Origin of the sequence: Sphingomonas sp. PvP055 (assembly GCF_040546365.1) — a bacterium.
In the GTDB taxonomy this organism is placed as follows: Bacteria; Pseudomonadota; Alphaproteobacteria; order Sphingomonadales; family Sphingomonadaceae; genus Sphingomonas; species Sphingomonas echinoides_A.
In genome coordinates this window covers 3,268,981-3,281,756 of the sequence record NZ_JBEPNS010000001.1, presented here as the reverse complement: position 1 = coordinate 3,281,756, position 12,776 = coordinate 3,268,981, and the positions used below count along the sequence as shown (strand labels likewise).

General features: G+C 63.3%; 12 protein-coding genes and 1 tRNA gene. 6 read left to right on the top strand and 7 right to left on the bottom strand.

Going from position 1 to position 12,776, the window contains the following annotated elements:
* Positions 1–68 precede the first annotated feature (68 nt).
* From ABIC16_RS15485 to guaA, 3 genes are all read left to right on the top strand, one after another.
* Positions 69–2,129, top strand: coding sequence for a prolyl oligopeptidase family serine peptidase (locus ABIC16_RS15485; RefSeq protein WP_354291766.1), 2,061 nt, complete (start codon positions 69–71; stop codon positions 2,127–2,129).
* Positions 2,130–2,205: 76 nt separating this feature from the next.
* Complete coding sequence (locus ABIC16_RS15480) at positions 2,206–3,138, top strand: hypothetical protein (RefSeq protein WP_354291765.1); 933 nt, start codon at positions 2,206–2,208, stop codon at positions 3,136–3,138.
* Positions 3,139–3,182: 44 nt separating this feature from the next.
* Positions 3,183–4,739 carry a glutamine-hydrolyzing GMP synthase gene (gene guaA, locus ABIC16_RS15475; protein WP_354291764.1) on the top strand — a complete coding sequence of 519 codons (1,557 nt, stop codon included), beginning with the start codon at positions 3,183–3,185 and terminating at the stop codon, positions 4,737–4,739.
* 84 nt (positions 4,740–4,823) lie between these two features.
* Here the strand turns inward: guaA and ABIC16_RS15470 are convergent, their stop codons facing one another.
* Complete coding sequence (locus ABIC16_RS15470) at positions 4,824–5,462, bottom strand: antibiotic biosynthesis monooxygenase (RefSeq protein WP_354291763.1); 639 nt, start codon at positions 5,460–5,462, stop codon at positions 4,824–4,826.
* 155 nt (positions 5,463–5,617) lie between these two features.
* On the opposite strand from ABIC16_RS15470, the gene ABIC16_RS15465 reads away from it, so the two are divergent.
* The gene (locus ABIC16_RS15465) at positions 5,618–6,703 is read left to right on the top strand and encodes a VOC family protein (RefSeq protein ID WP_354291762.1); all 1,086 of its coding nucleotides are present in this window, start codon (positions 5,618–5,620) and stop codon (positions 6,701–6,703) included.
* A gap of 252 nt (positions 6,704–6,955) precedes the next feature.
* Here the strand turns inward: ABIC16_RS15465 and ABIC16_RS15460 are convergent, their stop codons facing one another.
* The 3 genes from ABIC16_RS15460 to ABIC16_RS15450 form a co-directional block, all read right to left on the bottom strand.
* Positions 6,956–7,339, bottom strand: a complete 384-nt coding sequence (locus tag ABIC16_RS15460; protein WP_277969184.1) for a response regulator — start codon at positions 7,337–7,339, stop codon at positions 6,956–6,958.
* Entirely contained in the window at positions 7,336–9,357 is a 2,022-nt protein-coding gene (locus tag ABIC16_RS15455) for a sensor histidine kinase (RefSeq protein WP_354291761.1), read from the bottom strand. The genes ABIC16_RS15460 and ABIC16_RS15455 overlap by 4 nt, the downstream gene beginning before the upstream one ends.
* A gap of 206 nt (positions 9,358–9,563) precedes the next feature.
* Positions 9,564–9,640: transfer RNA gene (locus tag ABIC16_RS15450), tRNA-Arg, on the bottom strand.
* Positions 9,641–9,721: 81 nt separating this feature from the next.
* On the opposite strand from ABIC16_RS15450, the gene ABIC16_RS15445 reads away from it, so the two are divergent.
* A complete protein-coding gene (locus ABIC16_RS15445; RefSeq protein ID WP_354291760.1) occupies positions 9,722–10,486 on the top strand; it encodes a queuosine precursor transporter in 765 nt (254 codons plus the stop codon).
* Positions 10,487–10,579: 93 nt separating this feature from the next.
* Positions 10,580–10,888, top strand: coding sequence for a hypothetical protein (locus ABIC16_RS15440; protein ID WP_354291759.1), 309 nt, complete (start codon positions 10,580–10,582; stop codon positions 10,886–10,888).
* A gap of 12 nt (positions 10,889–10,900) precedes the next feature.
* On the opposite strand, the gene purQ is transcribed toward ABIC16_RS15440, so the two are convergent.
* The 3 genes from purQ to purC form a co-directional block, all read right to left on the bottom strand.
* Positions 10,901–11,572, bottom strand: coding sequence for a phosphoribosylformylglycinamidine synthase subunit PurQ (purQ, locus tag ABIC16_RS15435; RefSeq protein WP_354291758.1), 672 nt, complete (start codon positions 11,570–11,572; stop codon positions 10,901–10,903).
* Entirely contained in the window at positions 11,569–11,799 is a 231-nt protein-coding gene (purS, locus tag ABIC16_RS15430) for a phosphoribosylformylglycinamidine synthase subunit PurS (RefSeq protein WP_277969189.1), read from the bottom strand. Before purS ends, purQ begins: the two co-directional genes overlap by 4 nt.
* A gap of 166 nt (positions 11,800–11,965) precedes the next feature.
* Complete coding sequence (gene purC, locus ABIC16_RS15425; protein ID WP_277969190.1) at positions 11,966–12,745, bottom strand: phosphoribosylaminoimidazolesuccinocarboxamide synthase; 780 nt, start codon at positions 12,743–12,745, stop codon at positions 11,966–11,968.
* Between the last annotated feature and the right edge of the window lie 31 nt (positions 12,746–12,776).

Sequence of the window (12,776 nt, the reverse complement as noted above, 5' to 3'; positions counted from 1 at the left end):
TGCGTCCTTTTCCGATCCTCGCGGTTCTCCTGGCTTCCCCCGCTTTCGCGCAGACACAGGCTCCCATTATGCACTATCCCGAAACCCGCCGCACCGCGCAGGTGGACGAACAGTTCGGCGTCAAGGTTGCCGATCCCTATCGCTGGCTCGAGAACGACGTCCGGACCGATCCGGAAGTCGCAAAATGGGTGGCGGACCAGAACACGGTCACCAACGCGTATCTCGCGACGCTGCCCGGGCGCGACATCTTCGCGGCGCGGTTGAAGCAGTTGCTCGATTACGAACGGTTCGGCGTCCCGGTGAAGAAAGGCGGGCATTATTTCTACAGTCGCAACGCGGGGCTGCAGAACCAGGCGGTGCTGTACGTCCGCGACAGCGTGGACGGGCAGGGGCGCGTGCTGATCGACCCCAACGGCTGGTCGAAGGACGGCGCGACGGCGCTGGCAGAATGGTCGCCATCCGAGGACGGGAAGAAGCTCGCTTATGCGGTGCAGGATGGCGGGACCGACTGGCGCACGGTCAAGGTGCTCGACGTCGCGACGGGTGCGGTGTCGGATCAGGTCGATTGGGTGAAGTTCTCCGGGCTGTCCTGGGCGAAGGACGGGTCGGGATTCTATTACTCGCGCTTCGCCGCCCCAGCGGACGGCGCCAAATTCCAGGCGCTGAACGAGAACCAGCAGGTCTATTTCCACAGGCTCGGCACCGCGCAGGCGGCGGATACGCTGGTCTATGCGACGCCGGACCAGCCCAGGCTTGGGCACAACGCGCAGGTGACGGACGACGGCAAGTGGCTCGTCATCACGACGCACGAAGGCACCGACAACCGCTATCAGATCACCGTGATCGACCTGACCGCGCCCAAGCCGGCGCCGCGCACGATCGTCAAGGGCCTCGAGAACGAGTGGACCTTGGCCGGGAACGTCGGTGGTAATTTCTACTGGGTGACCAACAAGGGCGCGCCGCGGGGCCGGATCGTCGCGACCAACCTGTATGCGCGGTCGGCGGAAGTGCCCGAGCATGAAGTCGTCGCGCAGGGGAAGGACGTGATCGACGGCGCCAGTCTCATCGGTGGTCGTCTGCTCGTGTCCTATCTCGCGGACGTGAAGAGCGAGGTTCGCCGGTTTACGATCGACGGCAAGCCCGACGGAGTCGTGGCGTTGCCCGGGATCGGGACCGTCGGCGGGCTCGGCGGCAATGCGGACGACAGCGAGACCTTCTACGCGTTCACCAGCTTCGCCACCCCCACGACCATTTACCGGTACGACGTGAAAAGTGGGCAGGCGACGCCGTGGGCGAGCCCGAAGGTTGCGTTCGACCCGGCACGCTATCAAGTCGACCAGCGCTTCTACACAAGCAAGGACGGCACGCGCGTTCCGATGTTCATCGTCCGGCGCAAGGACGTGACCGGGCCCGCGCCGACGCTGCTGTACGCGTATGGCGGGTTCAACATTTCGGTGACCCCGAGCTTCTCCGCGACTCGGCTTGCGTGGCTCGAGCAGGGGGGCGTCCTTGCGGTCGCGAACATCCGCGGCGGGGGCGAATATGGCAAGGCGTGGCACGATGGCGGACGCCTGGCGCAGAAGCAGAACGTGTTCGACGATTTCATCGCGGCGGGGGAATATCTGAAGGCGCAGAAGATCACCGGGAAGGACCAGCTCGTCATCCAGGGCGGGTCGAACGGTGGGCTGCTCGTCGGCGCGGTGACCAATCAGCGCCCGGACCTGTTCGCGGCGGCGATCCCGGCGGTCGGCGTGATGGACATGCTGCGGTTCGACCGGTTCACCGCCGGGCGCTACTGGGTCGACGATTACGGCTATCCGTCGAAGGAAGCCGACTTCAAGACGCTGTACGCTTACTCGCCGTATCACAACATCCGCGCGGGCAAGCCGTATCCGGCGATCCTCGCGGAGACTGCCGACACCGATGACCGCGTCGTGCCGGGTCATACGTTCAAATATACCGCGATGCTTCAGTCGATGGATCTGGGCCCCAAGCCCCGGATCGTTCGGATCGAGACGCGCGCCGGGCACGGATCGGGCAAGCCGACCGACAAGGTCATCGCCGAGACGGCGGATGCCTGGGCATTTGCCGCAAAATGGACCGGATTGCAGGTCAAGCCGGTTAAGTAAGGGTCGTTAGACTCAAAAGGTGTACTTGATATTGGACAACAGTATGACATGATCCCTGTCTTGGGGGAGATGGGACATGCGCAAGCTTTTTCTTTGTTTGACTGTGGTTCCACTCTTGGGTGGGTGCAACGTCATCTTAAAAGAGGTGCGGTATCCCGGCGGTTACCCCGGGCATATCTTGGACGAGCGGACATTCGACGCAAGCGCGAACAAGCAGTTGCAGCTCCTGCGAGGGGCCATGGTCCTTGCGATCGCTGCGCGGGTGGGGGAGGCATCTGTCCGGGGCGAAGACGGCGACGGCTTCGCCCGCCTGTTGGGCAACGCGGCAGGGGAGATCAACCATGCTGCTGCCAATCTGGGGATGGGCAATGCAAGGACATGCTTGGTTCGAACACCAAGTCCCACGCCCACGCCCACGCCCACGCCTCCGGTAACTCCGATGCAGGCCGACGCCCAATGTGACGGCTATTACGTCAATTACGAAGCTGACGTGGCGCGGATCGAGGCTAGGGTCACCCGGGCGATGATAGCGGCTCTGCCGACCGATCGGGCACGCGCGTTCCTCAACAAGCTGGCCAAAGGCGATGTGTTGTCGGCGGCTTGGGGAGCATTGGGGGCCACGGCAGACATGGCTGGGGCATTTCACCGCGGGGCAGGGGTGTATCGCGCCGGGATGGAAACCGTAGCGGCGGGCATGACCACCAAGTGTCACAGCAGTAAAGCAAATCTGGAGAAGGAAATGACTGTCCTGGACGCGGCGGACTGTCTCGGGCTGGATCGCAACTCCCTGTTCGATAGCGAAGATGCGCCAGCCTCGGATTTAACGGATCCGGTCAGCCCCCAAGCCTTTAACGCCGTGATGCGGATCGTTCGTACCTCCTGCGTCGCCTTGCCCTTGTCGAACGAACTCAATCCAAGCCAGCTTGCACAGAGTCGCATCGTCCGTCGCGACACGTGCGCACTCCTCGTGTTCGATCCTCAGAGGCGGCGCGATCAAGTCGCGTTGTAGGCGGATACTTCCCTACAAAGTCTAGTGCAGCTATGCGCTGCCGCATGACCCATCCCAGCGACTCCATCCTCATCGTCGATTTCGGTAGCCAGGTGACTCAGTTGATTGCCCGGCGCGTGCGCGAAGCGGGGGTCTATAGCGAGATTGCGCCGTTCACGACCGCCGCCGATGCGTTCGAGCGGATGCAGCCCAGGGGCGTGATCCTCTCCGGCAGTCCCGCTTCGGTGCTCGACGAGAACAGCCCGCGCATCCCGCAGGCAATCCTCGACAGCGGCGTGCCGCTCCTGGGGATCTGTTACGGTCAGCAGGTGATGATGCACCAGCTCGGCGGGACGGTGACGCTCGGGGACAGCGGCGAGTTCGGCCACGCGGTGATCGAGATCCGCGACACCTGCGCGTTGTTCGATGGCGCATGGGAAACCGGCGAATCGCACCAGGTGTGGATGAGCCACGGCGACAAGGTGACCGAGCTTGCCCCTGGCTTCCGTCCGGTCGCGGCGAGCCCGGGTGCGCCGTTCGCGGTGATCGCCGACGATGCGCGGCATTATTACGCGATGCAGTTCCACCCGGAAGTCGTCCACACCCCAGATGGTGCAAAGCTGATCGCGACCTTCGCGCGGCACGTCTGCGGGCTGAGCGGCAACTGGACGATGGCCGAGTTCCGCGCGACCAAGATCGCCGAGATCCGCGCGCAGGTCGGCAGCGGCAAGGTCATTTGCGGTTTGTCGGGCGGGGTCGATTCGGCCGTCGCAGCGGTGCTGATCCACGAGGCGATCGGCGAGCAATTGACGTGCGTTTTCGTCGACCATGGGCTGATGCGCAGCGGCGAGGCCGATCAGGTCGTCACGCTGTTCCGCAACCATTATCATATCCCGCTGGTCCATGTGGACGCCGAGGAGACCTTCCTGGCCGGCTTGGCGGGCGTCACCGACCCGGAGGCGAAGCGCAAGTTCATCGGCGGCGCGTTCATCGACATCTTTGAGGCAGAAGCGAAGCGGATCGGCGGTGCGGACTTCCTTGCGCAGGGGACGTTGTACCCCGACGTGATCGAGAGCGTCAGCTTTACCGGCGGGCCTTCGGTGACGATCAAGAGCCACCACAATGTCGGCGGCCTGCCCGCGCGGATGAAGATGCAGCTGGTCGAGCCGCTCCGCGAATTGTTCAAGGACGAAGTCCGCGCGCTCGGTCGCGAGCTCGGGTTGCCCGAGATCTTCGTCGGGCGGCATCCGTTCCCCGGACCGGGGCTCGCGATCCGCATTCCCGGCGAAGTGACCAAGGAGCGCTGCGACATTCTGCGCAAGGCCGACTCTGTCTATCTCGACGAGATTCGCCGCGCCGGGCTGTACGACACGATCTGGCAGGCGTTCGCGGTGCTGCTGCCCGTCCGCTCGGTCGGCGTGATGGGCGACGGACGCACCTATGACAACGTGTTGGCGTTGCGGGCCGTGACGTCGACCGACGGCATGACCGCGCAGGCGTTCCAGTTCCCGGGCGACTTCCTGCCGCGGGTCGCAACGCGGATCGTCAACGAAGTCCGCGGCGTCAATCGCGTGACCTACGACTATACGAGCAAGCCGCCCGGCACGATCGAGTGGGAATAATGAGGAAGACCTACCCCCTCCGATATCGGGCACGACCCACGATCTGACGGCCGAGGCAGCGCCGTAGCGCCCACACGGCTGGCGTCACCAGAAGACCGTGTCCATCCGCTTGGCGGGTTCCTCTGCGACCCAGCATCCGTTCTTGAGGATGAAGTGGCACTCCGGGTACCATTCGAAGGTCGTTTCGCCATATCGGCGCTCCGGCGCCGGGGGCGGCGGCGGGCTGTTTTGCGAGAGCCGGAATTGCCAGTGTCGGTCGTAGATCGCCGGTGATGCCCAGGACTCCAGCAGCGCGAGATTCTCGGGGAAATCGACGCTGCGGAAAAAGATGAACTCCAGACAGCCTTCTTCTTCCCGTGTCCCGGACGATAGGGCGACCAGCGGTTGGGCCGGATCCGTCGGATCGCCCGTTACCTGAATCAGAATGCGGATTGGCCCGGGCGCTGCGGGCCAGCGCAGGGTGTCGCCGCGCGCGTCGCTATCCACGGCGACCCAGGCCGGGCCGGTCGGCGCAAAGCGCGCGAACTTGTAGAATTCCAGCCTGTACGCGAGCGCGGTCAAGGCTTCGGTACGCGCGGCATAAGCGGCGTCCCAGGCTCCGGGTGTCTCCCACAGCTCGACATGCAGGAATTGCGAATCGGATTCGAGCGCGACGAAATCCTCGGAGTGCAGGCATCCCGGCAGGGCGCGCGCCGCTTCGGTGAGCGCTGCGAGGCGCGGCATCCGGGCCCTCTGCGCGCAGAAGCATTCTTACACTGGTCATCGCGCTCTCCTCATCCCGTTGCAATTCTGCATAATGGTGACACAATCTGGATAATATGATAACGACATGGCTACAAGCTCGTAATGAGCGGGCAGCCGAAGCAATGGAGACGGCAATGCAGATTCCAGCGGACAAGCTCCACCATATCTCCCTCGTCGTTCATGATGCGCGCGCATCGGCGGCCAAGCTGGCGCGGATGTACGGCATTGCGGAATGGCACGTGGTTGGCGACAGCGGGCATCTGGACGAAACCGTGGTCGGGGGGTTCCGCTCGGATTTCGGCTATGTCACGGCGACGGGCACGGTGATGACCGGGACGGGTCCCGTGACGTTCGAGCTGGTGCAGCCGACGTCCGGCTGGACCATCTACCAGCAATGGCTGATCACTCGCGGGGAAGGCATCATCGGCGTAGCCGTTGCCGAGATTGGCGTGGAGGCGTTTGCCGCGTTGAAGCCGTGGCTGGCGGAGCAGGGCATCGCGATTGCCCAGTCCGTTCGGGCCGATGGTGTGGTCGACCGCGTGACGCTCGATACGCGGGCGGCGCTGGGCGGTTTCTATGTCGAACTGCTCGTCGCCCGCGAGGCCGACTGGCGCGCGAAGGTCCGGATCGATGAAACCTGGGATCTCTCGGGCGAAATTCCCGCGGAAGGGGCGTTGCTCCCGATTCCCGCTTTCCTGCATTTCGGCGTGGTGGTGACGGACCTGATGAAGGTCGTGGAGCGGTGGAACGGTTTGTTCGGCCAGACCGATTTCCTGTTCATGAACTGGCGTAAAGCCCCCGGCCTGCTTACCGACCCGGAAAACAACGGGGTGCAGGTCGATCACGCCTATTTCACGACGACCCCGTCGATCGGGGAACGGCTGAGCTTCGAGTTGATCCAGCCCACCTTCGGGCCGAGCCACTATAAGGAGGACTTCCTGCAGCCGCTGGGCGAAGGCATTCACCACATCTTCGCGGGCTTCCTCCCCGACCGTGCCGCCTGGGAGACCATCAGGGCGCGGATGGAGTCGGTCGACGTGCCGGTGTGCATGGGCGGCGGCCTCGGCGACGACGTGGCGTCGTTCTATTATCTGGATACGCGCAAGGCGCTGCCGGGATATGTTACCGAACTCGTCCATCCGGGGGCGAACGCGCCTGCGCCGGATGCCGGGTTCCCGTTTACGCCGACGATGGTGGTCCGCCTTGGGGAGCGGGTGTAGCCGCTGCCGGCGCGCCATTGACCGGGGCAGCGACGGACGCATGGCGCACGACCGCGCCCCAAAGCCTGATGATGCAAAAGCCCGTCACCGCGGAGGGCGTTGCCAGAGCCGTCGAGACCTTTTCCGCCCGACTGGCCGGAAACCACGCAAGCGGTCTTTCAGACCGCGTGGAAAGCCTGCAGTTCAGCTTGAATCGAGCTGAAGACTCTGGGGCAGGCGGAAGCACCGAGGGCTAAACCGGTGCGATAGGCTTCAAACATCGCACGGGCTCAGTGCGGCGGTGATCGCGTTGCGAAGCTTATGGCTCGACACGGGCTTGAACAGGATCGCGCAGGGGTGATCGGTACGCATCCGGGCCACGCTGTCCGGCTCTTGCGAACCGGTGATGAAAATGACCTTCGAGCCGATCTCTTCGTGGATGACCATGGCCGCATCGACACCGTCCTTGGTGCCGTCCAGGCGGAGGTCCATCAGCACGACCATCGGCCGATGTTGGCGCGCGAGTGCGACCGCTTCGTCCGCCGTCGCCGCCGAACCGCACACGGTCAAACCCATTTCCTCGACCTGATCGATGAGACCCATGACGATGATGAACTCGTCATCCACCACCAGAACCTGGCGCTGCAGCGCGCTCATTCTATTGCGGCGATATGGATGGCGACTCGCGTGCCGTGTTCGGAATGCATTGTCATCGTCGCCCTGAGCTGCCGTACGAGCGCCGTGATGATCTTGGTTCCAAGACCGCCAGCGGAAGGCCCGAGCGCGTTGGTGTAGCCTATCCCCGTGTCCGACACCACCAAGGCGAAGGATCCATCGGCGTTTCGAGACAGTTGGACGTCGATGTGACCTTGCCCACCGGGAAAGGCGTGCTTCAGCGCATTGGTCACGAGTTCCGTAACCAGAAGCGCCAATGGGATCGCGAAGTCGAGGCCAACGTCAAGCGTGTCGGCATGAACGCTGATGCCTACGTCATGTGAGGCGCTTCCATCCAAGATATTGTCGGCAAGTTCGCGAAGGAACGGTGCGATATCGAAGGTCGTCAGATTACCGGATTGCATCAACTGGTGATGGACCAGACCCAAGGCGTGAACGCGTTTACGAAGGCTGGTCAAAGCGTTCTTGGCCACCGGGTCGGTTAGAGCGGCCTTTTGCAACACCAGGAAACTGTCGACCATCTGCATGTTGTTCTTCACCCGGTGATAGACTTCCTGGAGTAGCAGGTCGCGTTGTACCAACGCCGCGCTGAGGCGCCCGTTGGCCACCGTCAAAGCCTCGGTCTGGCTTTCCAGTTGGGCGTTGAGCCGACCGAGCTCGGCCTCACTCGCTTTTTGCGCGCTGATGTCGACGGATAGTCCGATGATGCCGGTGACGGTGCCGTCGGCGTCTCGCAATGGCGCCTTGGTCGAGAGCCAGGTCACGGCCGCGCCATTCGGCAGGCTCACTTGCTCCTCGATCTGTTCGGTCGTGCCGGTTTCCATCACTCGACGATCGTTCGCCATAACGGCGTTGGCTTGTGCCGGATCGTCCAGGAACTCGGCATCGGTCTTGCCGAGGAAGTCGTTCTTTGCCTTGCCGATCAGCGCGGCGGTGCCGTCATTCGCGAACACCATGCGGCCTTCGCGGTCCTTGGCAAAGATCACCCCCGGAATCGCGTCGGTGAAACCGCGTAGCAGATCGTTCGTGCGCGCCAGCGCCTGTTGCGCTTCGATTTCGTCCCGAACATCCCGAAGCGTGATGAATCCCAGCAGTAAGGTGCCGTCGGCTGCGTAGATCGGCGCACCATTATAAACCGCGTCGAACGATCGACCCGTATCCGCCCGCTCGGCGTGGAGATACTGGTTCCGGACACGCTCGCCTCGAAGGACGCGTAGCAGCGGCCATTCCTCGAAGGGCAGAAGCTCCCCTTCACGGGTCCAGCCACGCCACTGGACAGGCAATTCGTCACGATGGAATAGCCCATCGGATTCGTGCTCGATCCCGTGAATCCGTGCGGACGCGGGATTGTGGAAGGTCACGGCGCCGTGCGGGTCGAAGATCATCAGCCCCTCGGACATGTGCTCGACAACCGCGCCGAACTTCTGTTCGCTGTCGCGCAAAGCCTCCTCGGTGCGATCCACCTTGACCGCGAGCGCCGCGCGCGCGGCGTCCAGCGCGAGCATCGTTTCGCGATGTGCCCGGATTTCGATCCGCATCGCTTCGGCCGACGGAAGCGCGAGCGCTTGCGGCACGAGCTTCGTCAAGCCGATCGCCGTCGCAACCGAAACTACCGCCGTAATCGCCTTCAGCCACCCTTCGATGATGTAGATCGGCACCCAGAGAACATAGATGCTGACGACATGCGTCAGGCCGCAAAAGGCGATGAAGGCAGCGAAGAGCAGCGCCATGCGCTGATGCCTGGGCTCGAGATCGTTCCGCCCCTGGACGAATCGCAAGATTGCAAAGGGGATCGTGAAATACGCCAGCGCGATCAACGCGTCCGATACGACGTGGAGAGACATTAACTCCGGCTGCCACAGGAAACACATTCCGTGCGGCATGAAAAGCTCATATTGCGAGCGCCAATTCATCGCGGTGCTTCGGGTAAATGGGACATGCACATCATCCTGTAAGCGGTAGCTTTTCTGAAATCTTTCAGTCGCTGCAGGCGTGGTCAAGTCATTCAGAATATTAGACCGAAACATAGATTAAGAGCGTTTGCGAAGGGGTAGTCGCGGACCGAAAACATCAGTTCTGTTTTTTGCAGGAGGTGTCCCACCCGGCAGTTCCAACGCGCCGCTATTTTCGGAACGGGATCATTTGCGCGCGGGATCGCGAACCGTTTCCAATCGGCGAAATTGCAGGAGCGTGGCATCGGTGGTTTTGGCGCGCCCGGAGGGAGTCGAACCCCCGACCGAGGAGGTAGAAGCTCCTTGCTCTATCCAACTGAGCTACGGGCGCGCGCCGGGCAGGGCTGTAGCGCGGATTGCGTGACAACGAAACGGTCTTCATACCGGAGCGCTCGGAAGGAACGGGGGGCGCATGAACGGACCGCAGGGGATAGCTGCACGCGACCTGGGTGGCCGCGCGTTCCGATATTACGATTTCATCATGGTTGCGTTCGTCGTGATCCTGTTGCTGTCCAATGTGGTCGGGGCGGGCAAGCGCTCGGTGATCGAGCTTCCGGGGATCGGGCCGTGGCCGTTCGGGGCGGGCATCTTGTTCTTCCCGGTCAGTTACGTGATCGGCGACGTGCTGACCGAGGTCTATGGCTACGCCCGCGCGCGGCGCTGCGTCTGGGCGGGCTTCGGGGCACTCGTGTTTCTCGCGGTGATGGAACAGGTCGTCGTCGCGCTGCCGCCCGCGGCGGGGTGGAGCGGACAGGCGGCGTATGAATATGTGTTCGGAAGGTCGGTCCTGATCGACCCCGCGGCCGCGACCGGGTTGCGGATCATCGTCGCGTCCGTCGCCGCCTTCTGGGTGGGGGAACTCGCCAACAGCTTCGTGCTCGCCAAGCTCAAGATCCTGACCGAAGGGCGGATGTTGTGGACCCGCACGATCGGCAGCACGATCGTCGCTCAAGGGTTCGACAGCCTCATTTTCTATCCGCTGGCGTTCCTGGGCGCGCCCGACTGGCCGATCGAAGCGATGATGCTGGTGATGCTCAGCCAGTTCGTGCTCAAGGTCGGTTGGGAAGTGCTGCTGACCCCCATTACCTATCTGGTGGTTGGGTTCCTCAAGCGCCGCGAGGGGATCGACGTCTATGATCGCGGGACGGACTTTTCGCCCTTCAAAACGAGCGTCTAAAAATCGGTATGCTCGCGATGTGGACCAAGCGCCTTGCGTAGCGCTAGCCGTGCGGGGATTTCGGGCTTACGGTAGGCGCGGAAGGAGAGTCCGATGACGATCTCATATGACAAGCAAAAGAAGCTGCATTTCGATCTCACCAACGTCGGGTTGCGGGCACAGGCGACCGCGGTCGGGTTGGTCCAGCTCTGTCACGAGCTGAAGCGTGCCAACGTGCTCGATGATTCAGCGCTCGACCGGATCAAGGATGCGATTGCCGACGAGGTGTCGGTGACCGCCCCGCGTTCGCTCGCGGCCAAGGGCTATCGTGGCGAAATCCGCGGGCGGCTTGATCGGCTGTTCGACGGGGAACAGCATGTCGGCCCCGCGGATGCGCTCGCGATCGGGAGGCCGCTGGACTAGACCGGGTCGGGCTCAGGCCCGAACCGTCTCCAGCAAGCCTTCGAACATCCGTCGTCCATCATTGCCCCCGTGCGCCGCGCCGTCGATGCGGCGTTCGGGGTGGGGCATCAGGCCGAGGACGTTGCCCGCCGCATTCAGCACGCCGGCGATGTTGCGCGACGAGCCGTTGACGGGCTCGGCATAGCGGAACGCGACGCGGCCTTCGCCTTCGAGCCGATCCAGCGTTTCGGCGTCGGCCGAATAGTTGCCGTCGTGATGCGCCACCGGAATGACGATCTTCTCCTGCGCGGCGTAGCGGCTGGTGAACGCGGTTTGCGCATTTTCCACCGTTAGCGCGACTTCACGGCAGACGAAATCGAGACCGGCATTGCGCATCAGCGCGCCCGGCAACAATCCGGCTTCGGTGAGAACCTGGAAGCCGTTGCACACGCCGAGCACCGCCACGCCACGCCCTGCGGCTTCGGTGACGGCCTTCATGATCGGCGAACGGGCACCGATCGCGCCAGAGCGCAGATAATCGCCATAGGAGAAGCCGCCGGGGAGGGCGATCAAGTCGATTCCGTCAGGGAGCGCGGTGTCGCCGTGCCACACCATCGTCGGTGCGGTCCCGCTCACCTCCCGCAAGGCAACCGCGACGTCGCGGTCGCAGTTCGATCCCGGAAAGACGATGACCGCGGTCTTCATGCGCGTTCCACCCGGAAATTCTCGATCACGGTGTTGGCGAGCAGCTTGCGGCACATCTCGTCGACCTGCGCGTCCTGCATGTCGTCGGCAACGTCGAGTTCGATCAGCTTGCCCGCGCGGACATCGTTGACACCGGCGAAACCGAGGCCGTCCAGCGCCTTGTGAATTGCGCGACCCTGCGGATCGAGCACGCCGGGCTTCAGCGTGACGAAGATGCGGAGCTTCATAGATATGTCCTGCTGCGACGGTAGGGAATGTGGGTCGCTATGCTCGCGCACGGCGCGGGTCGCAAGGGGGTGATGGTATTCGCGCTTGCCGCGTCCCCGTTGCTGCAATTGCCGTACTCCCCCGGCGCAGGTCTGCGCCGGGGGAGCGGATCGCGGAGGGCCGCGTTTACTTGCCCTTGTTGAGGCGGTGCTGTTCCATGTCGAGGACCGCGCCGTCGGCGTCCTCGGGGAGCAAACCGAGACGGCGGGCGACTTCCTGATACGCCTCGACTTCGCCGCCGAGGTCGCGACGGAAGCGATCCTTGTCGAGCTTCTCGTTGGTGGTCATGTCCCACAGACGGCAACCGTCGGGGCTGATCTCGTCCGCCAGGATCACGCGCGGGTAATCATTGTCCCATACGCGCCCGAATTCGAGCTTGAAGTCGACCAGGCGGATGCCGATCCCGGCGAACAGGCCGCACAGGAAATCGTTCACGCGAATCGCCAGGTCGGCGATGTCGGCCATCTCTTCCTGTCCGGCCCAGCCGAACGCGGCGATATGCTCGTCGGTGATCATCGGATCGCCGAGCGCATCGTCCTTATAGTAATATTCGATGATCGTGCGCGGCAGCTGCGTGCCTTCCTCGATGCCGAGGCGAGTCGAGATCGAGCCAGCGGCGACGTTGCGGACGACGACTTCGATCGGGATGATCTCGACCTGGCGAATCAGCTGCTCACGCATGTTGAGCCGGCGGATGAAGTGCGTCGGCACGCCGATCGCGCCGAGCAGGGTGAAGATGTGCTCGGAAATCCGGTTGTTGAGCACGCCCTTGCCGCTGATCGTGCCCTTCTTCTGGGCGTTGAAAGCGGTCGCGTCGTCCTTGAAATACTGGATCAGCGTCCCAGGCTCAGGACCCTCGTACAGGATCTTGGCCTTGCCTTCGTAGATCTGGCGGCGGCGTGCCATATGTGCGCTAACCCTCGGAAATGAGCGGCCC

Bases quoted from the DNA above. Each gene is read 5' to 3' on its own strand.
- ABIC16_RS15470 (WP_354291763.1), bottom strand. From the start codon at position 5,462: ATGCCGCGCCTCGCAGCGCTCACCGAAGCGGCGCGCGCCCTGCCGGGA.
- guaA (WP_354291764.1), top strand. From the start codon at position 3,183: ATGACCCATCCCAGCGACTCCATCCTCATCGTCGATTTCGGTAGCCAG.
- purS (WP_277969189.1), bottom strand. From the start codon at position 11,799: ATGAAGCTCCGCATCTTCGTCACGCTGAAGCCCGGCGTGCTCGATCCG.
- ABIC16_RS15440 (WP_354291759.1), top strand. From the start codon at position 10,580: ATGACGATCTCATATGACAAGCAAAAGAAGCTGCATTTCGATCTCACC.
- ABIC16_RS15445 (WP_354291760.1), top strand. From the start codon at position 9,722: ATGAACGGACCGCAGGGGATAGCTGCACGCGACCTGGGTGGCCGCGCG.
- purQ (WP_354291758.1), bottom strand. From the start codon at position 11,572: ATGAAGACCGCGGTCATCGTCTTTCCGGGATCGAACTGCGACCGCGAC.
- ABIC16_RS15480 (WP_354291765.1), top strand. From the start codon at position 2,206: ATGCGCAAGCTTTTTCTTTGTTTGACTGTGGTTCCACTCTTGGGTGGG.
- purC (WP_277969190.1), bottom strand. From the start codon at position 12,745: ATGGCACGCCGCCGCCAGATCTACGAAGGCAAGGCCAAGATCCTGTAC.
- ABIC16_RS15485 (WP_354291766.1), top strand. From the start codon at position 69: ATGCACTATCCCGAAACCCGCCGCACCGCGCAGGTGGACGAACAGTTC.
- ABIC16_RS15460 (WP_277969184.1), bottom strand. From the start codon at position 7,339: ATGAGCGCGCTGCAGCGCCAGGTTCTGGTGGTGGATGACGAGTTCATC.
- ABIC16_RS15465 (WP_354291762.1), top strand. From the start codon at position 5,618: ATGCAGATTCCAGCGGACAAGCTCCACCATATCTCCCTCGTCGTTCAT.